At 44.2% G+C, this 19,148-nt stretch carries 16 protein-coding genes, 1 pseudogene and 1 riboswitch; of the genes and pseudogenes, 7 read left to right on the forward strand and 10 right to left on the reverse strand.

Features of this window, described 5'->3' with window-relative positions:
- Positions 1-183: 183 nt before the first annotated feature.
- Positions 184-342, reverse strand: coding sequence for a hypothetical protein (locus F6K51_RS29935; protein WP_293027217.1), 159 nt, complete (start codon positions 340-342; stop codon positions 184-186).
- On the opposite strand from F6K51_RS29935, the gene F6K51_RS29940 reads away from it, so the two are divergent.
- Together F6K51_RS29940 and F6K51_RS29945 are read left to right on the forward strand one after the other, a co-directional pair.
- A complete protein-coding gene (locus F6K51_RS29940) occupies positions 341-1,300 on the forward strand; it encodes an ABC transporter permease (RefSeq protein WP_293027219.1) in 960 nt (319 codons plus the stop codon). The two genes, F6K51_RS29935 and F6K51_RS29940, sit on opposite strands and share 2 nt — an antisense overlap.
- A gap of 440 nt (positions 1,301-1,740) precedes the next feature.
- Complete coding sequence (locus F6K51_RS29945; protein ID WP_293027222.1) at positions 1,741-2,631, forward strand: ABC transporter permease; 891 nt, start codon at positions 1,741-1,743, stop codon at positions 2,629-2,631.
- Positions 2,632-2,924: 293 nt separating this feature from the next.
- On the opposite strand, the gene lepB is transcribed toward F6K51_RS29945, so the two are convergent.
- The 3 genes from lepB to F6K51_RS29960 all read right to left on the reverse strand — a co-directional run bounded on the left by lepB (position 2,925) and on the right by F6K51_RS29960 (position 6,328).
- Complete coding sequence (lepB, locus tag F6K51_RS29950; protein ID WP_293027225.1) at positions 2,925-5,459, reverse strand: signal peptidase I; 2,535 nt, start codon at positions 5,457-5,459, stop codon at positions 2,925-2,927.
- 23 nt (positions 5,460-5,482) lie between these two features.
- Complete coding sequence (locus tag F6K51_RS29955) at positions 5,483-5,914, reverse strand: hypothetical protein (RefSeq protein WP_293027229.1); 432 nt, start codon at positions 5,912-5,914, stop codon at positions 5,483-5,485.
- A 210-nt stretch (positions 5,915-6,124) separates the two neighbouring features.
- Complete coding sequence (locus F6K51_RS29960; protein WP_293027232.1) at positions 6,125-6,328, reverse strand: type II toxin-antitoxin system Phd/YefM family antitoxin; 204 nt, start codon at positions 6,326-6,328, stop codon at positions 6,125-6,127.
- Positions 6,329-6,405: 77 nt separating this feature from the next.
- Between F6K51_RS29960 and F6K51_RS29965 the strand changes: the two genes are divergently transcribed.
- Positions 6,406-6,819 (forward strand): hypothetical protein, encoded by a 414-nt coding sequence (locus tag F6K51_RS29965; RefSeq protein WP_293027235.1) that lies wholly within the window; start codon positions 6,406-6,408, stop codon positions 6,817-6,819.
- On the opposite strand, the gene cobW is transcribed toward F6K51_RS29965, so the two are convergent.
- The 5 genes from cobW to F6K51_RS29990 form a co-directional block, all read right to left on the reverse strand.
- Complete coding sequence (gene cobW, locus F6K51_RS29970) at positions 6,793-7,827, reverse strand: cobalamin biosynthesis protein CobW (RefSeq protein WP_293027239.1); 1,035 nt, start codon at positions 7,825-7,827, stop codon at positions 6,793-6,795. The two genes, F6K51_RS29965 and cobW, sit on opposite strands and share 27 nt — an antisense overlap.
- A gap of 23 nt (positions 7,828-7,850) precedes the next feature.
- On the reverse strand, positions 7,851-8,048 hold the full coding sequence (locus F6K51_RS29975; RefSeq protein WP_293027243.1) for a hypothetical protein: 198 nt from the start codon (positions 8,046-8,048) through the stop codon (positions 7,851-7,853).
- A gap of 96 nt (positions 8,049-8,144) precedes the next feature.
- Positions 8,145-8,858, reverse strand: a complete 714-nt coding sequence (locus tag F6K51_RS29980) for a hypothetical protein (RefSeq protein WP_293027245.1) — start codon at positions 8,856-8,858, stop codon at positions 8,145-8,147.
- A gap of 341 nt (positions 8,859-9,199) precedes the next feature.
- Positions 9,200-9,886: a HupE/UreJ family protein gene (locus F6K51_RS29985; RefSeq protein ID WP_293027247.1), complete on the reverse strand. Its 687-nt coding sequence runs from the start codon at positions 9,884-9,886 to the stop codon at positions 9,200-9,202.
- A 357-nt stretch (positions 9,887-10,243) separates the two neighbouring features.
- Positions 10,244-10,388, reverse strand: a riboswitch (cobalamin riboswitch).
- 179 nt (positions 10,389-10,567) lie between these two features.
- Complete coding sequence (locus tag F6K51_RS29990; RefSeq protein ID WP_293027250.1) at positions 10,568-11,551, reverse strand: YihY/virulence factor BrkB family protein; 984 nt, start codon at positions 11,549-11,551, stop codon at positions 10,568-10,570.
- Positions 11,552-11,692: 141 nt separating this feature from the next.
- Between F6K51_RS29990 and F6K51_RS29995 the strand changes: the two genes are divergently transcribed.
- The 4 genes from F6K51_RS29995 to F6K51_RS30010 all read left to right on the forward strand — a co-directional run bounded on the left by F6K51_RS29995 (position 11,693) and on the right by F6K51_RS30010 (position 18,355).
- On the forward strand, positions 11,693-12,853 hold the full coding sequence (locus F6K51_RS29995; RefSeq protein ID WP_293027252.1) for a class I SAM-dependent methyltransferase: 1,161 nt from the start codon (positions 11,693-11,695) through the stop codon (positions 12,851-12,853).
- Positions 12,854-13,004: 151 nt separating this feature from the next.
- Positions 13,005-15,029, forward strand: a complete 2,025-nt coding sequence (gene bchD, locus F6K51_RS30000) for a magnesium chelatase ATPase subunit D (protein ID WP_293027255.1) — start codon at positions 13,005-13,007, stop codon at positions 15,027-15,029.
- A 501-nt stretch (positions 15,030-15,530) separates the two neighbouring features.
- The gene (locus F6K51_RS30005) at positions 15,531-16,835 is read left to right on the forward strand and encodes a hypothetical protein (RefSeq protein ID WP_293027258.1); all 1,305 of its coding nucleotides are present in this window, start codon (positions 15,531-15,533) and stop codon (positions 16,833-16,835) included.
- 413 nt (positions 16,836-17,248) lie between these two features.
- Entirely contained in the window at positions 17,249-18,355 is a 1,107-nt protein-coding gene (locus F6K51_RS30010) for a TRAP transporter substrate-binding protein (RefSeq protein ID WP_293027261.1), read from the forward strand.
- A 517-nt stretch (positions 18,356-18,872) separates the two neighbouring features.
- Here F6K51_RS30010 and F6K51_RS30015 read toward each other — a convergent pair.
- Positions 18,873-19,019 (reverse strand): annotated as a pseudogene (locus F6K51_RS30015) (photosystem II protein D); the annotation flags it as partial.
- Positions 19,020-19,148 lie beyond the last annotated feature (129 nt).

Below are 19,148 nucleotides of genomic sequence, written 5' to 3' on the forward strand. Positions count from 1 at the left end.
CATATCCATCTCGAAGTGCTCCTTCGGGTGGGGACGTAGCTTGAACCCTAGCTACATTGGGAGATTTCGGAATCTCCACTTCCTTGAGCGTCTTTCATCGGTCGCCCTTATCCTGACATGATATTAGTACTCATTGCTTATTCGTTAATTAACAAGATTCAAGTTTCAAGATTCAAGTTTCAATTAACTATAGCATTTTCCATACTTATGAGGTAGACAATATTTTTCCCCGATTCCCGATTCCCGATTCCCGATTCCCGATTCCCGATTCCCGATTCCCGATTCCCGATTCCCGATTCCCTGTTCCCTACCAAATTGAAAACCGCTATCATCAATTTTCATGACGCGATACCTCATTAATCGTCTTTTAGTTTCCATTCCCACCTTAATTGCTATCAGTATCGTAGTATTTGGTATCTTGGCTTTAGCACCTGGAGACCCGATGGGGGAATTTGCGACTAATCCTTCCATTACTCCGGAAGTTCGGGAAAATATTCGTCGAGCTCTTGGTTTAGACCAACCCATCCCGATTCGGTATATTAAATGGGCGTGGTCATTTATCCAAGGGGATATGGGATACTCGTTCACTAGCCGTAGTCCTGTTAGTGACCTAATGCTCCAGCGTTTACCTACTACCTTATGGGTTGTGGGTTCTGCTTATATTTTTGCTGTATTGCTGGCGTTTCCCTTAGGAATAATTTCGGCACTAAAACGTTACTCAATCTTTGATCAAATTGTCACAACCCTGGCCTTTCTAGGATTTTCTCTACCAACCTTTTTTACTGGTTTGCTGTTCATTATTCTATTTAGTGTCCAGCTAAATTGGTTACCGTTTATCTACGATAGCACACTTAAGGTAACAGATTGGAATAGTTTTGTGATCCAAGTCAAGCAATCTATCATGCCCATCGTAGTATTGGGATTATTTCAAGCAGCAGTATTGATGCGTTTTATTCGTTCATCCATACTCGAACAGCTAAATCAAGACTACGTTCGTACTGCTTATGCCAAGGGATTACATCAATTTGTAGTGGTCAATCGCCATATCTTAAGGAATGCTCTGATTCCTGTTGTTACCTTAGTCGCCCTAGATATTCCTACTGTATTTACTGGTGCTTTAATCACTGAACAAGTATTCCGAGTACCTGGAATTGGTGCCTTGCTGATTGATTCTATCTATCGAAACGATACACCAGTAGTGATGGCCATTACCTTTATCTACGCTATTTTAATTGTAGTCTTCAATCTAGTCGCTGATATCCTTTATGGGATTCTAGATCCGAGAGTTCAAATAATATAGTAGGGAGTAGGGAGTAGGGAGTAGGGAGTAGGGAGTAGGGAGTAGGGAGTAGGGAGTAGGGAAGAAAAATTATCGCAATTCTCTGTCTTGATGCAGTCGCTCATGGGGGAAACCCCCAAGACCGCGCTGCATCGCTATGCCATGAGGTACAAAGGGATCCCCCTAAATCCCCCTTGATAAGGGGGACTTTGAGGTTGATAACGGTACCTCATAAATCCTAGAAACGCTATATCACAATTCATGATAGCGTTTATCATAGCTATGAGGTACAAATAATTTTTTCCCTATTGCCAGCATGCCTCTTGCCTATTGCCTATTGCCTATTGCCTATTGCCTATTGCCTCTTGCCTCTTCCCTGCTCCCTGCTCCCTGCTCCCTGCTCCCTGCTCCCTAAAGCCCAATAATTTTTACCTTATCCAATTGACAACTGATGTATCGAAATGAGTGTTCTGTGGAAGTTTTTTGGTGGAGATGGATGGCGTCGGTTTCGCCAAGACCGAATGGCTGTAATCGGGTCTATTGTACTTCTAATTATGGTGATTACCATTGTTTTAGGGCCATTCATTAATACAACACCTATTGACAAAATTGACTTTAGTCTATCCAGTGCGCCACCGAGTTGGGAACATCCTTTTGGTACTAATGATTTAGGTCAGGATCAACTGGCTCGGGTATTGTGGGGGGGACGCATCTCTTTAACGGTGGGGATTGCGGCTATGGTAGTTGCGATTTTTTTGGGGACGTTAATTGGAGCGTTATCGGGTTTCTATGGAGGAGTAATTGATACCTTCCTAATGCGTCTGACGGATTTATTTTTAGCATTACCTCAGCTACCGTTGTTACTGTTAGTGATTTATTTATTCCGAGATGTCATGCGGCAGCTGGCTGGGCCAGAGTTGGGTATTTTTATATTGATAGTGCTAGTAATTGGTTGCTTGAATTGGATGTCGGTGGCGCGATTAGTAAGAGCTAGTTTTTTGACAGTGCGGGAGATGGATTTTGTGACGGCAGCTCGATCGATTGGTGCTAAACCTCGTCGATTGATTTGGGCTCATATTCTTCCTAATGTGCTTAGTCCGGTAATTGTTGCGGCTACCTTGGCGGTGGGAAATGCAATTATTACTGAGTCTACCTTGAGTTTTTTAGGATTAGGGTTTCCCCCTGATGTTCCGACCTGGGGACGGATGCTATTTGATGCCCAAAATTATATTGAAATAGCCCCTCATATGGCAATTTTTCCGGGATTAGCGATTTTTTTAACAGTGCTTAGTATTAATTATATTGGGGATGGATTGAGGGATGCTTTGGATCCGCAAACTCGGAGAAAGTAGGGAATCGGGAATCGGGAATCGGGAATCGGGAATCGTTGCGTAGGGTGCGTTAGGGGGGGGCTCTTATTTTCCGCCTCGTAGCCAGTTGAAACAGCCCGCCCCGTAACGCACCACCGGGTCAAAGTACAACAACTTTTATAGCAACAAATATAGCGTTTTTTATAGCTATTAGATACACAGGATGTTTTCTCTCTTACCTCTTACCTCTTATCTTTTAGCTGCTCCCTGCTCCCTGCTCCCTGCTCCCTAAAATCCAGAACTTTTTACATCATAACTATGATAATTACTATATATTAATCCACCCTACCAAATCGCTCAAAGGGAAAAAGACGGAATAAGACTCTACCATAAATTTGCTCCCTATCCACCAAGCCCATCAACAACTTATCCTGATCATCTGGATTTTCACCAAACACTAAATAGCAACAAGAAGGGATTTCTCTCTCTACTTTGTCGTCATCTTGGATGGGGATTGCTTGAATGTAGTCAGTTTGCAGCAGTTGACCATTGACATAAACCTCTCCTTGCTTAATGGCAAACGTTTCCCCAGGTAAGGCCACAATCCGCATCATAATGTACTTCTTACCATTAAAGCCTTGCTTCGCCAAATTCTTGGTAACCCGAAAGTGAATCACATCTCCGTGGTTGAATTTCCGCCAATTACGGGTGACTCTATCCGTGAGAACCACATCACCGCTCTGGACTACTGGTACTACCGTTGATTTTAGCCCACTGTCAACCCTATAGATGCTTGTACCGAGAATTATAAAAACAAACACAGAAAACCCCAACAGAATCAAGCCTAGCCCAGGGTTTTTAGAACCTTCAATCAGGGGGGGAGGAACAGGTTCATTGCCCACAAAATACTGACGCAGGGCATCATGAAGAAAACGGTAACGCCCTCCCACTTGCTGAATCAACCGCCGTTCTGCGGCATAACTGAGGAACCTGGCATAGTTCCAAGGAATTGCTCCCCTTTGCCACAAAATTAGCCTCAGGGTCAAGTGCCGTATCAAGTCTTGACCCCCAGTTACTAGTGCCGACAACAAGCTTATAAGTAAACCGATGCTTAAAGCGCTAGTCAAATCAACCTTAACTCCTGTAACGATGGAGACAAGGGGCAAAATTAATGCCCCAGCAGGCAAAGCAAACAGGGAAATAATAAACGTTTTTTTCAACGATTCTTTGAGCCCTTGATTAGGTTTTACCTTAGCTTTAAGTTCTGTTTTTAACCCAGAAATCAGCCCAGAAATCAGCCCAGAAATCAGCCCGAAAAACAGCCCGAAAAACAGCCTATAAAACAGCCCACCAATCAGCCCACCAATCAGCCCGAAAATCAGCCCGAAAAACAGCCCGAAAATCAGCCCTAAAAACAGCCCACCAATCAGCCCTGATTTTAGATCAGACAAATTGATATCAAAAGCTTCAGTATTTATTTCGTAGCTAAATTCCTCCATAAATAGTCCTTGAATCAGCCCTAATAACAGCCCACAAATCAGCACTATCAGCCCTAATAACAGCCCTAATAACAGCCCGACAAACAGCCCACAAATCAGCCCTAATAACAGCCCGAAAAACAGCCCGAAAAACAGCCCGAAAAACAGCCCATAAAGTAATCTAAAAGCAAGTCTTTCTCCACCTTTTTTTAACCAATAGGACTGCATATTTTCAATTAAAAATTCAGTGGTTGAATCTGCTACTAATTGCCGAGCTAGATAAGTCAACCAATGTCTAGTATCCTCATCCCCATAAGGAACTCCCTTGGGATAGTTTTGCTTATTAAGGGGTAACGTTAAGCGCTCCTCCACATAGGCTGACCACAGTTGTGCTTTATTGGTAATCGGCTGCCCCTGGTATGCTGTCACCATCACGTTTAAAAACAGGGGTTTATCTGCCAGTTCTCTCATCTGGGCATCACTGGATAGCACTTGCCAGAACTCCCGTTTACCCAGGCGCTGGAGATACTCTTGGATTTGGACATCATTGGGGGACTGCAAGCAATAAGCCCCATTAAGTTTATCCAGTTTGGAATCTCCATCCTTATATTCTTCCAGACGACAGCAAACCACCCCACGGCGTTGGATGTCTTGCTTGAGAAACTGATTAATTTTGGTGATGCACAGCCGTTGACGGTCTATGCCTAACTCATCTAAACCATCGAGAAGGGGCAGTAGTTGATGGTTTTTCAGCCATTTTTGGCTGATTTTTTCGTCAATGCTGTATTTGTCCTTGAGTTGAGCCACTAACCATTGATCAAGGGGTTGCTGATCATTTTTCCAGGCAGAAAGCTCAAAGATGATCGGGACCGGTGCAGCATGATTCTGTTCTGCTTGCTTAACTAAATCCTCTGCTAGTCTGAGTAAAGTGGTGGTTTTCCCAGACCCCGGTTCCCCTAAAATTAGTAACCGACCTTTTACATCTGGCCGTTCAAACACTTCCATTGCTGAGGTTTGAGGCAGTAGGGGAATTACTTTCTGTCGCTGATCACGCTCTACCGCCCCCTTGCTCTGCTCCATGGGTAATTCCAGATACAGATTCATCTCTAACTCGTTTTGGTGGAGAGAATCTTGGAGTCGAGTGGTTACCTCCCGCTTAACTTCTACCAGTAACTGTTTGCGAATGCGACTAGCAGCATACTGATCACGGTGGATCCAGGCCATTAGGTTGCCTAGTAATTCTGTCCAAAGGGGAGCTGGCACATGTCTTGGCTGCTCCCGATGATCATAGTAATCACCCTCGACATACACACCGTCGTCACTAAAATTAGTCTGGCGGTCATTACCTCCTGTGTTATTTTCAGGCTCTTGCCCGTTTGCTTCTTCAGTCATGACTGTCAATCAAGCTAGAGTGATCAAGGTGTAGTCTGGTGTTGAGACTGCTGAGTTTTCTGCCAGTCTTGCAGGGCATTGATAAAAAAACTAGCAGCCGGATGGTTCAGCAGTTGCTCCAAAGCACTGACACCACCAGCTTTCAAGGCACTGAGTAGTCTATTACTCAAAGCAGGGTTAGTTTCAATCTGCTCAACTGCTGCTGTTGCCACCTCCATTTTTCCAGTGGTAGTATCGGTAGGGTAAGTTTTGTCTAAGGTCTCTAGTAATTGTTGAATCTCTGCCGCAGCTTCCGCGAGGTTTTGTTTTTGCTCTGGGCTATTGTAGTAATCGCCCTCGACGTAAGTACCTTGCTCTCCGAATTTGATTTGTCGGTTATAGCTACCTGCTTTAATATTGCGATCGCCACTCATAGCTAATTTATCCTTAGCCTCTAACTGTAAAGCCAATCCCATATCCCTTTTCAGCCATGAGTACCTCGATCCGGTAAAAATGGGGATATTGGCTGTGTTATAGCTATATTTTTGATAGATTGACTGAATTTAAACCCTGTGACAAATTAATGCCGTATTTCTTACTCTTGTTACAACTTAATACCCAATTCCTCTTTCAGTTCTTCCAAACGTTGAGCAGTAGCTTCGTCTGACTCTGCCCATTTCAACGCCCTAAAGAGGCGCTTGGCATTTTCTGGCGATCGGCAATAAATAAATAGTTTCTAAGATGCTGGACAATTCATCTTCAGCAATTAACGCGACATTTTTCTGGTTATCACGCTTGATTACCAGAATTTCGCGTTGATCGTAAACTTGATCTAGGATGCTAGCTAGGTTAGCTCTTGCTTGAGAATAGGTAGTTTCCCGACTTAACATCGTTTCACTGAGGCTGATTTGTAGATCATTATTGTAGATACCTCACATGGAAACTGCACCGTAATCTGATCGGTGGAATGGGAATCTTGGTGGAACAGGCATCTTGCCTGTTTCATCTTCCGGCATATTGGTGGAACAGGCATCTTGCCTGTTTCATTTTCGGGCATCTTGCTGGAATGGACATCTTGGTGGAATGGGCATCCTGGTGGAATGGGCATGTTGGTGGAACAGGCATCTTGCCTGTTTCATTCCCGAGCGGGCAAGATGCCCACTCTACTTCTATTGGTGGAACAGGCATCTTGCCTGTTTCATGTTCCGGCATCTTGGTAGAACAGGCATCTTGCCTGTTTCATTCCCGAGCGGGCAAGATGCCCACTCTACTAAATTGGTTATTCCCGATTCCCGATTCCCGATTCCCGATTCCCGATTCCCGATTCCCGATTCCCGATTCCCTGTTCCCTTTATTACCCAAATACCTCCTGAATTCCTAACTGCTCCAAGCCTTGCCCAATCAACACCAAGCGAGTCTGACGCTTTTCATCAGCTTGCCAAGCACGGTCAAAGAAACTCTCAATGCGATCGCCTACTCCTTGGATCACCATCCGCATGGGTTTATTAGCAACATTCACAAATCCCTTAATACGATAAATCTCTTGCTGTTGCACCAATTGTCGTAATTTTGTCTTGATTACCTGTGGATCAAATGCCTGATCTAAAATCAAATTAACTGAATTAATATCATCATCATGGTCATGGTCTTCTTCATGGTCATGATGGCTAGGACGTGATTCTAAATTATCTTCCACTCCGGCATTAAATCCTAGCAGTAAATCAGGACTAATTTCTCCCTCGTGACAAGGAACTACCTTCACACTACTTGGTAACTGCTGTTGCAACCAATTGTTTACTTTGGTTTGAGTAGGACTATCCACTAAATCCACTTTAGTCAACAGCACCATATCAGCACAAGCTAGCTGGTCTTCAAACAATTCCTCGATGGGAGTTTCATGTTCCAAGGTTGGGTCAGCCTGACGTTGGGCTTCTAAAGCATTGATATCGCTGACTAAAGTACCAGCGGCTAAGGCATCGCAGTCTACGACAGTAACTACCCCATCCACCGTAGCGCCCGTGCGAATTTCTGGCCAACGAAAGGCTTGAACTAGAGGTTTAGGCAACGCTAATCCCGAGGTTTCAATCAGGATATTATCAATTTTGTCACGACGCTTCAGCAATTCTTGGATTGTTGGTAAAAATTCTTCCTGAACCGTGCAACACAGACAACCATTGGCTAGTTCTAAAATATTATTATTGGCGTCATCATCTTCATCACAAATCTGACAGGAACGCAATAATTCCCCATCAATCCCTACTTCACCAAATTCATTAACAATTACAGCAATGCGCCTGCCCTGATTATTTTGGAGCAGGTGACGCACGAGAGTAGTTTTGCCACTACCCAGGAATCCAGTAACAACTGTAACAGGAATTTTTGCAGCCATTTTAAATAAGTTAAGGAGTAAAGTTAAGGTTTAAGGTTGGTTGGTTGAAGGTTGTTCGCGTAGCGTGGCCAAAGGCCAAGGTTATTTTGTTGAAGGTTGAAGGTTGTTCGCGTAGCGTGGCCAAAGGCCAAGGTTATTTTGTTGAAAGTTGTTCGCGTAGCGTGGCCAAAGGCCAAGGTTGGTTGGTTGAAGGTTGTTCGCGTAGCGTGGCCAAAGGCCAAGGTTATTTTGTTGTTCGCCTTTGGTGTTCAGTTTAGGGTAGATTTAAGGTTGGGATATATATCCGTCAAGAAGGTAAGACATCAATATCTCAGGGTTCATTTAGAACGTTTAATCGGGTGATATTCGATCGCCATCCAGATACAATCCGTATCTGAATAATACTGATGCCACGGATAGGTATATTGCTGGTTTTCGTGTACTTCACAAAAAGGAACGATCTGGGTGTATCCCTCAGTCATCAAGAGATCTTCATAGAGAGTCCCAAAATCTTTTTCTTTGAACTTCTGCATTCGTCCCTGTCCCAAAACTTGGGTGTGAAGCTCAATAAAGTCATGTTGGTTATGGATTGCACAATCGGTACGAGAAGGAGCATACCAGAGGTTAACTTTAACAGAGAACTTTTCTTGTTGATGGGGTGTACTCGATTGCCTTGCCATAAAATAGGGATCGACTTCTAGAATTCCCGCCTCATCTTGAGGAGACTTCCACAGCGGTATATTTTTGGGGAAGTGGATCAAATTACCTAATAAATTCCACCCAGGCTCAAAAACAATCTTGCCGATGTTGTTGCTCTCTACTCCCTCCAGCAAAAGTAATGATTTGGCTTTTTGGACAGTAGTATTTTTGAGGATGGTAGATGAAAAAGCCGGAATAATGCTGGTGTTATTTTCGCTCAGGTAAGCATCTGTCTCTTCAGGATTAACGGTGATAGTACGACTGTTAATGGGATAATTTTCCACATTTTCAACGTACTTCGCATCTATGTAGGCACCGGAAAAGTTAAGTTGTTTAACTTGGTTAGCTTTCATCGGTTTTTGACACAGAATTAAAGGACTAGCTACCTAAGAGGTTGTCTGAGAAGTCTCATTTGCTACATCCAAGCCCCCGTTTCCCAAGGGAGCAATCCCTCGCTTGGGGGACTTTTAGCAGCAAATTGATTCTTCCCCACCGGTGCGCACCGCATAATTGGGGGGCTAGGGGGGCAAAATTCAGTATCAAAAAACTTTTTAGATATCCTCTAAGGCGAAAGGCAAAATGAAGAATGGTGAATGCTGAAAGCAGAATACATAAAGCAGAATTATAAATTATCATCAATTCTTAATTCTAAATTCTACATTCTTAATTCTTAATTCTACATTCTTAATTCTTCTTATCCAAAAATTGCAGAGGATAGGAAAACGACTCCTACTGAGCAGATACCAAAGCCTAAAATTCGCATCAGTGGGAAGGGTTGATCTTTCCATTGTTTGATCAACCTCTTACTCAGCCCTAGGGCTAGGATGGCAATACCATACTGAATCACACTGAAGCCAATCAGGTAAGCCAAGAGTGGACTGATTTCAGCACCTACAATTGCTTCACCATAGGCATAGCCATGAAAAATACCAGCTAAGCTAGCTAACCCTAGCACTACGGATATATTGGGAATTTTGGCACTCAACAGTAGTCCGCCAAAGAGCACCACTGAAGTTGCGATCGCAATCTCTGGTATTGGCAAGTCCATTCCCAGCAAGTGAATACCTGTCCCGACTAGGGTGGTGAGGACAAAAGCACCGGGAATCAGGAAACCACTGGTAAATCCGGCTGCAATTAAGCCAACAGCAATCACAAAGGCGAGATGATCGAAACCAATCACGGGATGACCTAATCCAGACAAAAATCCTGTGATGAAATTATCAGGTGTCTCGCCACCAAAGGGATGGTGAGCCAGGGCTTGTTGTGCTGTACTTAAAATCCCGATCCATACCAACAGAGCTATAGCATTAAAGCCAAGTCTCTGGTTTTGATAACGGGAGGTATAAGACCGATTGTTCGCGGAAAATTTGTTCTTAGACATCTGGTAAATGCTGGTCAATTACTGAGCAAAAAATTGGCACAGTTTAGTGTTAATTACCTTGACAGACTAGGCTTTCTAAGACTATCTTTAAAAAAGATAAAGTAGTCTTGTAGCACATTTAAACTGAGCTGATAGCTGATAGCTTATAGCTGTTCGCGTAGCGTGCGCGTAGCGCTTAAGCTTATAGCTTATAGCTTATAGCTTACGATAAAACTTACAGATCAAACCTATTAAATACTTTTTACTCAACCACTAGTTTTCAAAAAGAGCATCACAAACGTTACTAGTAACTGTGGTTGCCTACTCACTAATTTTGGAAATGCTACATCAGACATCATCTGTACCTCGCAGACGGATTTAACAACTGAAACCATTGGCGGGCATTCTGACTTAGAGGTCACAGACCTCATCACAGCTGCGGGACAGCGCCGGACTTGCACCGGACTTTCCCCGTTACCTCTGGTGAGTGTTCTTCACCAGAACCGATGGAACTTCAGGTAGTTTAGCACAATCTGACCTATATTATTTGTTAAATATTAATTAAGATATTAATTACGATTAATTAATCGTAATTAATTAAAGCGGTTTTTAGTTTAATGAGGTACATAGGAGTTTTTACCTATTCCCTATTCCCTATTCCCTATTCCCTATTCCCTATTCCCTGTTCCCTGTTCCCTGTTCTTACGATCTTGGGTTATCCCTTTCCTCAACACTAGGGAACTGGCCTACTGCCGGGAGAGGGGTAGCATGGTCATCGGGAACGATTTTTGAACCAAATATTTTAGCGTAAACTTGGGTAAATTCAGCTCCCAAAAAGATAATTTGAGAGGAATAGTATACCCAAGCCAATAAAACCACCAGTGAGCCAGCAGCACCGTAACTTGAGGAAAAACTGCTTCTGCCGAGATACCATGACAATAGCCATTTACCCAAGTTAAACAGTAAGGTAGTGATAATTGCTCCAACCCAGACATCCTTCCAGGCAATTTTCACATCTGGCAAGTACTTGTAAACCAGAGCAAACATCAGGCTAAGGATACCAAAGGACACCAGCAAGTCCAGAATTGTCCAGACAAAGTTAAGTTGGTAGAGCCAGAGTAAACCCAGTTCCTTGAGGAATTCGCTCTCATAAGACTCCAAAGCAGATAAGGCAGTACTGAGCACAGCGGACAATAGCAGAAAAATTCCCACACCCAGCACTGTTATAAACGAAAGAGTCCGTTTTTTCAAAATACCCCAGATGCCTCGTCCCGGTTTCAGCTTCACATCCCAAATCGTATTCAAGGCATCTTGGACTTCGCCAAATACCCCAGATGCACCGAACAACAGCACCACAATACTAATCAAGGAAGCCAACCCCCCACTAGCATCAGGCTGATGGGCATTAGTAATCGCTGTCTGAATAAACTGTGCCCCCTGTTCCCCAACCAATCCTTGGATTTGCCCTACAATCTCGCCCTTAGCCGCCTCTTCCCCAAAAATAGACCCCACAATTGCGATCGCAATTATTAACACTGGCGCTAGGGAAAAAATCATGTAATAGGATAATGCTGCTGCTAGTCTAGATGCGTTATCGTCCTTCCATTCTTTAAATGTTTCCTTAAGCAGTCCTAAAATAGCCTTGGGATTCATCACCATAACTCCTGGACACGGGTTAATCGGCATTCTTCCAGTTGGAAATACCTGACAATGCCTGAGAATATTGTAGATTGACAATTGCGCGAACGAGATTTATTTTAAGCATGATAGCTGACAGCTAGTGGGGTAAGGTAATTGCAGGAAAAGCAATAGCATCTGACGTTACCCATGATTGAAAACCCGTTTGTAAGGAACTTCGTCTCCTCCTTATCCAAAGGTGGCAAACTACCAATTAGCTTTGTAATTCATTTGGAAGATGGGTCACTCACCACTATTGGAGAAGAGAAACCGATCTTGGATATATACATCAAAAATCCAGCTGGTCGAAAAGCTCTAATGTCTTTAGACCAATTACTGATAGTGGAAGCTTACATCAAGGGTGATATTGATTTCGAAGGGGACTTAATCAAGGCCATGTCCTTCCAGCAGCTGTTATCCGATCAGCATATTTTGCTAAAGATAGGTCGGCGACTCAAGCCCATCTTACTTGGGCGGGAAAAATGCAATCCAGATTGGATCTCGAAGCATTATGACTCCCATAATATCCAATTGTTCGCTATGGATACCGATTACAATACTTATACTCCTGGGATATATGAGAAAGATGAGGATAGCCTAGAGGTTGGAGCTGAACGCAAGTTAGACTTTGCCTTTCAATCTCTTAATCTCAAACCGAATGATTCGGTACTGGATATTGGCTCTGGCTGGGGCGGTTTCGTGCGTTTTGCCGCACGCCGAAATATCCGTGTGACTGGAATTACCTTATCCAACCACCAAAAACAGTATGTAGAAGATTTAATTGACAAAAATAACTTTGATGCAGAGGTCAAGTATCAAGACTTTTTCTCTTTCCAACCCAGCCAGAAATATGATGGCATAGTCATGATGGGGGTAATCGAAGATTTGTCAGATTATCCTCGCGTGATGGAGCGTCTCTTGAACTATCTTAAACCTGGCGGACGAGTATATCTCGACTTTGCCTCACACAAAGAGTCATTTGGCACGCACAGTTTTATTACCAAGTATATCTGGCCAGGAACCTTTCGGATGGTGTATATGCCGGAATTTATCGATGCTGTTAAAGAATCACCATTTGAGATCCAAGCCATCTATAACGACCGTCGCAACTATTATCTTTGGGCTAAGGGTATGTATGAGCGCTGGATGGAAAAAAAAGCAGATATTATCGACAAGTCAAATGAACAAATCTGGCGCACGTTCCGGATACTTTTTGCGGCAACAGCGGGTACCATGAACAAATCATCATACGATTCGACGGCCTATCGGGTGGTTTTAGAATTACCCGAGGATCACAAGTCTTTACAATAACTGTGGTCAGACCTAGATTCCTAGATCAATTTAGTATTGGAAAGTCCCCCTCAAGAATTTCCCATGGAGCTAAATAAACCATAAGGAGTCGTAAAAGAGTACTATTATACTACTATGATTTGACTCAGGGAAGTTTGACAATAGTTGCTCTATGCCCGCACTGACCACAAAACCTGCCAACCCTAGCTTTCCCCTCACCGCCGTGGTGGGTCAAGAAGCCATTAAACTCGCCCTCCTCCTCGCCGCCATTGACCCTGGATTAGGAGGCGTTGCGATCGCAGGACGCCGTGGCACAGCTAAATCAGTGATGGCACGGGCAATCCATACCTTGCTCCCTCCGATTGAAGTGGTTAAGGGTTCCTTGAGTAACTGTACTCCAGAGGAAGCATTACAGGAACAGTTACAGGAACAGTTACACGAACAGTTGAAGGTTGACGGTTCTCCAGATACCGAAATCATCCCAGCTCCCTTCGTCCAAATTCCTCTAGGAGTGACCGAAGACCGACTCCTGGGTTCGGTGGATGTGGAACAATCTGTCAAACAAGGGGAACCTGTCTTTCAACCAGGATTACTTGCCCAAGCTCATCGGGGTGTGTTGTATGTCGATGACATTAACCTGCTTGATGACCAAATTGCTAACCAGCTACTGAGTGTTTTAACGGAAGGGCGCAACCTAATTGAGCGAGAAGGCATTAGTTTCCAACATCCCTGCAAACCAATTTTAATTGCTACCTACAATCCCGACGAGGGACCATTACGAGAACATTTATTGGACAGAATTGCTATTACCCTCTCTGCTGACGGTGTGTTGGCCTTAGAGCAACGGGTGGAGGCAGTAGAACAAGCGATCGCATACGCTAACTCTCCCCAGCAGTTTCTGGAGGAATACCAGGAGGATCTGGATACCCTTAAGACGGATATTATTCTAGCGCGAGAGTGGCTCAAGGATGTTGAGATTACCCATGACCAAATTACCTATCTGGTCAATGAAGCCATCCGAGGTGGTGTCCAAGGTCATCGGGCAGAACTGTTTGCGGTTCGAGTGGCTAAAGCTGCAGCAGCCTTAGATGGTCGTCAGACAGTTAATTCCGAGGATTTGCGTCGGGCCGTGGAATTGGTAATTGTCCCCCGTGCGACTATGGTAGAAACACCACCAGAAGAAGCACCACCTCCTCCTCCCCCACCCCCACAAGATCAATCTCAGGAAGAGCAAGACCAAGAGGAAGACAAGGAGGACGACAATGACTCAGAGGAGCAAGAACAGGAAGCTCCCAGTATCCCGGAAGAGTTTCTCTTTGACCCAGAAGGGGTGATACTTGACCCTAGTGTGCTCTACTTCGCCCAGATGGCACAACGGCAAGGTAAGTCCGGAAACCGTAGCATTATCTTTTCCGAAGACCGGGGTCGGTATGTCAAACCGATACTACCCAAGGGGAAAGTAAGGCGGATTGCTGTAGATGCCACTCTCAGAGCTGCTGCACCCTATCAAAAAGCTCGTAGGCAACGTCATCCTAACCGTCGGGTGATTATCGAACAAGGGGATTTACGATCCAAGCGGTTAGCCCGAAGAGCTGGCTCCTTGGTAGTTTTTGTAGTAGATGCGTCAGGGTCTATGGCTCTAAACCGGATGCAATCTGCAAAAGGAGCAGTGATGCAGCTTCTGACGGAAGCTTATGAAAACCGTGACCAAGTCTCCCTGATTCCCTTCCGGGGAGAACAAGCCGATGTGCTGTTACCCCCTACCCGTTCCATTGCTTTAGCAAAGCGGCGTTTGGAGCGATTACCTTGTGGTGGCGGTTCCCCTTTAGCTCATGGATTGACTCAGGCGGTGCATGTGGGCATGAATGCTCAATTGTCTGGGGATATTGGTCAAGTGGTAATTGTGGCAATTACTGATGGTCGGGGCAATATTCCCTTAGCTCGTTCCTTGGGAGAAACTCTACCAGAAGGGGAAAAGCCAGATATTAAAGGGGAATTGTTGGAAATTGCTGCTCGGATTCGAGCTAATGGGGTTCAATTATTAGTAATTGATACCGAGAGTAAGTTTGTTTCTACTGGTTTTGCTAAGGAATTGGCCAAACAAGCAGGTGGTAAGTATTATCATTTACCGAAAGCTACTGATAAAGCGATCGCAGCTATGACTAAGAATGCGATCGCTGATCTCACATCTAGGTAAAGAAGGTTGACTATTGAATACTGTTTACTGTTGACTGTTAAGATTTAATCTAGTTATAGCGGTTTTCAACCTAGTCAGGTACACTTTTTGGGGTGCATCTCATTTTTTAAAATTTTGCGTAGTGGCGTGGCACACCTAAAAATGTTTGTTGGGTTTCCCTACCGCTCAACCCAACAAAGCGTTACTGGTGTTGGGTTTCATTCTTCAACCCAACCTACGCTTATTGCACCATTTTAAATGTGTCGGTCCAGTAGGGTGCGTTAGGGGGGCCTTAATTTTTCGCCTCGTAGTCAGGGTTATGTTGCTGCCCGTAACGCACCACCGTGTCAAACAGCAAAAATGAGATGCACCCAATTTTTGGGCTTTTAGGTAGCAGGGAGCAGCTATTAGTAAAGTCGGAATAAGAAAGAAATAAAAAGTTTTGTGTACATCCTTAGGTTAAAAACCGCTAGATTTCTATTTTGTCACTATCCTAAAAGCAGTACAAGCAATAAAACAACTATGAGATCTAGAATTAAATTTTTGAGCTTTCTATTATCAGCAGCAGTATTGGGGTTAACGGTAGAGTTAGCTACTCATACTTCTAGTGTAGAAGCAGGAACTAGGAGGGTTTGTGTAGGTGGACTATGTCGGGAGATTTACGTTCCAGACGTAAATGTTCCAGGGATAAATGATATAAGACGTGAAATACAAAATTGTTTCAGTGGTGGATGCGATCCAGGTAGACTGATTGATATAGGAATTCCTGTTGAAGAAATATGGGGGGAGGCTGGTAGAGGAGCTTATCGCGCTGCTGCTGAATGGATGAGAACGAACAATAGCAGTGGTCGTTCCTTAGACAACTTTCAGAAGCGATATCTACGACCTCATTTTGGAGATTTGGTTGACCGTGTTAGAGTTACCTACAATGCTAACTTGCTAGATGAATGGTCAGCTTTTGGGTATAAAATTAGTCAAGGCTCTGGAGCTCAAGCTTATTGCGACCAAATTTATGTTAACGATTCATATAGGTCGAGTGATACTAATCAGCTTGTTTTACTAGCTCATGAGCTTATTCATTCCCAGCAGTGTCAACGGCATGGTGGTTACTATGGTTTTGGTTATCATTATTTCAAAGAATATAAGAAGGCTAACCAAAATTACAGAAACAATAAGTTAGAACAAGAAGCTTTCACTTTTGAGGATCAGTTTGCCGGATGGATAGGTGTACAGGTAGCTGTTGGGGGAATACTTAGTGATTATCATTCTGGTTGTAACAGCTTAGGAAAATCACGTTCACCAGATTGCGTTGCAGCGATTCACCGATATTGCGATAAAAACAGTCGTGGCGGTGCGGGATTAAGCCAAGAAGTTGGAGCTGGTGTGTTTGGAGTAGCCTGCTTTAACCCTACATGGTATGGCGATGTTTCTGTTAATACTCTTCGTAGTTATCACCAAGGATGTGACAACTTAGGAAAATCACAAGCTCCAGAATGCGTTGCAGCGATCCACCGATATTGCTTTGAGAAACATGGTGCAGGGGCAGGATTAAGCCAAGAAGTTGGGGCTGGTGTTTTTGGAGTAGCCTGTTTTAACCCTACATGGTATGGCGATGTTTCTGTTAATACTCTTCGTAGTTATCACCAAGGATGTGACAACTTAGGAAAATCACAAGCTCCAGAATGCGTTGCAGCGATGCACCGATATTGCTTTGAGAAACGTGGTGCAGGGGCAGGATTAAGCCAAGAAGTTGGGGCTGGTGTTTTTGGAGTAGCCTGTTTTAACCCTACATGGTATGGCGATGTTGCTCCAGTACTGAGACGCTAATTTAGATAAAATGCAAAAGGCATGGTGGCGATTGCTCTTTGAGATACTTCTAAGTACTCCTCAACTAGAAAAAAATTCATCAATACCCCCAGTAAAAGTCGGCGAGGTAATAAACAAGCGATCGCTACTGTCGGGGATTTTAGGAGCTGCGATCGCTTGCCTTAAAATGATTTTTCGATCTACTGATCCTGTTTGCCTCCTTGAGTTAACAGCGGGGAAAGCCCATTTCTCCCCTTACCGCCCTTTGCTTCTATCCCCTCAGGACTTACCCACCAAGACCCATAAAACCTGGTTTCTAGTTACAAGTCAAAGGGTGAAATCGCTGTAATTACCGTCAATAATAGGGTTTGGGGCGTAAGTGCTAAACTTGATATAATTTGCGCAAAAGATGACCAAGTGTTGAATCAAGAACCATGAAACGCCGAAAATTTTTTAGTAACGCTGCGATTGGTGCAGCCAGTACAGCTGCCTTAGCCTCCTGTAATCAAGCTAGTACAGGACCAGTTGCTCAATCCGGCAGTCAGCCTATGGTTCGATGGAAAATGGTCACGAGCTGGCCAAAATCTCTCGATACTATCTATGGGGGAGCTGATACTGTCTGTAAGCGGGTCAGTGCCATGACCAATGGGCGTTTCCAGATTACCCCCTCTGCGGCTGGTGAAATTGTACCAGGATTAGAGGTTCTCGATGCCGTCCAACAGGGAACCGTTGAGTGTGGTCATACCGCTAGTTACTACTACGTTGGCAAAAATCCTGCCCTAGCATTTGGCACTAGTGTACCCTTTGGTCTAACTGCTCCACAACAAAATGCTTGGTTGTACCACGGTGGTGGCTTGGAATTGATGCAGGAACTCTATGCTGACTTTGGGGTGATTAATTTTCCAGCAGGTAACACCAGTGCTCAGATGGGAGGTTGGTTCAAGAAACAAATTAATTCTGTAGGTGACCTGAAGGGATTAAAAATGCGTATCCCTGGATTGGGAGGTAAAGTGATGGAGCGCTTGGGGGTGAATGTCCAAGTATTACCTGGGGGTGAAATTTTCCTTGCCCTAGACCGGGGAACCATTGATGCTGCTGAATGGGTTGGTCCCTATGATGATGAGAAGCTGGGCTTGTACAAAGCAGCTAAGTTCTATTATTATCCAGGCTGGTGGGAACCCGGACCAACCCTAGAGGTACAGGTTAATAAAAAAGCTTGGGATAAGTTGCCCAAGGAGTATCAGGAAATTTTTAAAGATGCCGCCAGGTACGCCAATATAAATATGGCGGCTCAGTATGATGCTTTGAATGGAGGGGCATTGGAACGCTTGATTAAAGCGGGTGTTAAGCTGACTCCTTACTCTCAAGACATTTTGCAGGCCGCTGAGAAAGCATCATTCGAGTTATTTGAGGAAGATGCTAGCAAAGATGCCAAGTTTAAGAAAGTTTATGAACAGTGGAAAGGGTTTCGCAACCAAGTTTACAAGTGGAATGGCACAAATGAATTGAATTTTGCTAATTTCGCCTTTTCTCGGAACTAGAGCACTATCGCCATCTTAAATTACCATATTTTTTCACTGAGGGGTGTCACCCATCATTTTATGCTATATTGGGATCAGTAGATAGATGCACCCTGATGATCCAGAGAGTCTTTTTGACGGCTCTCTTATTTTTTTGCAAAAATTGATACGTGAACATATAGCACTACGCATTTAGATTAGGACATTCCTAAATTCCAAAACTTAGTCATAGCTTACTTTTGACTTCTGACTTCTAACTTCTGACTTCTAACTTCTGACTTCCGCGTAGCGCTATACCTAGGGTCAGCTGCTTGGAAAATTATTAACTGAGGGGTGACACCCCTCGCTCAATCTGTTATATTGAGATCAGTAGATAGATGCACCCTGATGACCTAGAGAGTCTTTTTGACGGCTCTCTTATTTTTTTTTGGAAAAGCGATTGGTGCTTTGCCACCAAATAAAAAAGCGCTCCCTTTTTGGAGAGCGCTGTTAGGGGGTACCTTTGTACTCCCCTAGGGGTGATCGGATTACGATCTTATTAGCCGTTGATCGCTGGAGCAGTCAAAGCTACAGGAGTAGCTTCAGCAGCTGCTAGGTCTAGAGGGAAGTTGTGAGCGTTACGCTCGTGCATTACCTCGAAACCTAGGTTGGCACGGTTTAGTACGTCAGCCCAGGTGTTGATCACGTGTGAGCCATCGAGCGCCGCGCCCTTTTCGGGCGGGGCGCTCGATGGCTCATTACCTTCATGTCGGAGTACTGGTTTGAATGATCTTTCTGTTGGTTGCTGCCTCCTGAGAGTGAAGCTTGAGGCTGG

Source organism: Moorena sp. SIO3I8 (assembly GCF_010692325.1).
Lineage (GTDB): Bacteria > Cyanobacteriota > Cyanobacteriia > Cyanobacteriales > Coleofasciculaceae > Moorena.

Coding starts and splice junctions, on each gene's coding strand:
- F6K51_RS30010 (WP_293027261.1), top strand. CDS start 17,249: ATGAAACGCCGAAAATTTTTTAGTAACGCTGCGATTGGTGCAGCCAGT.
- F6K51_RS29965 (WP_293027235.1), top strand. CDS start 6,406: ATGGGAATCTTGGTGGAACAGGCATCTTGCCTGTTTCATCTTCCGGCA.
- F6K51_RS29990 (WP_293027250.1), bottom strand. CDS start 11,551: ATGCCGATTAACCCGTGTCCAGGAGTTATGGTGATGAATCCCAAGGCT.
- F6K51_RS29985 (WP_293027247.1), bottom strand. CDS start 9,886: ATGTCTAAGAACAAATTTTCCGCGAACAATCGGTCTTATACCTCCCGT.
- F6K51_RS29995 (WP_293027252.1), top strand. CDS start 11,693: ATGATTGAAAACCCGTTTGTAAGGAACTTCGTCTCCTCCTTATCCAAA.
- lepB (WP_293027225.1), bottom strand. CDS start 5,459: ATGACTGAAGAAGCAAACGGGCAAGAGCCTGAAAATAACACAGGAGGT.
- bchD (WP_293027255.1), top strand. CDS start 13,005: ATGCCCGCACTGACCACAAAACCTGCCAACCCTAGCTTTCCCCTCACC.
- F6K51_RS29955 (WP_293027229.1), bottom strand. CDS start 5,914: ATGGGATTGGCTTTACAGTTAGAGGCTAAGGATAAATTAGCTATGAGT.
- cobW (WP_293027239.1), bottom strand. CDS start 7,827: ATGGCTGCAAAAATTCCTGTTACAGTTGTTACTGGATTCCTGGGTAGT.
- F6K51_RS29945 (WP_293027222.1), top strand. CDS start 1,741: ATGAGTGTTCTGTGGAAGTTTTTTGGTGGAGATGGATGGCGTCGGTTT.
- F6K51_RS30005 (WP_293027258.1), top strand. CDS start 15,531: ATGAGATCTAGAATTAAATTTTTGAGCTTTCTATTATCAGCAGCAGTA.
- F6K51_RS29960 (WP_293027232.1), bottom strand. CDS start 6,328: ATGTTAAGTCGGGAAACTACCTATTCTCAAGCAAGAGCTAACCTAGCT.
- F6K51_RS29980 (WP_293027245.1), bottom strand. CDS start 8,858: ATGAAAGCTAACCAAGTTAAACAACTTAACTTTTCCGGTGCCTACATA.
- F6K51_RS29940 (WP_293027219.1), top strand. CDS start 341: ATGACGCGATACCTCATTAATCGTCTTTTAGTTTCCATTCCCACCTTA.
- F6K51_RS29935 (WP_293027217.1), bottom strand. CDS start 342: ATGAAAATTGATGATAGCGGTTTTCAATTTGGTAGGGAACAGGGAATC.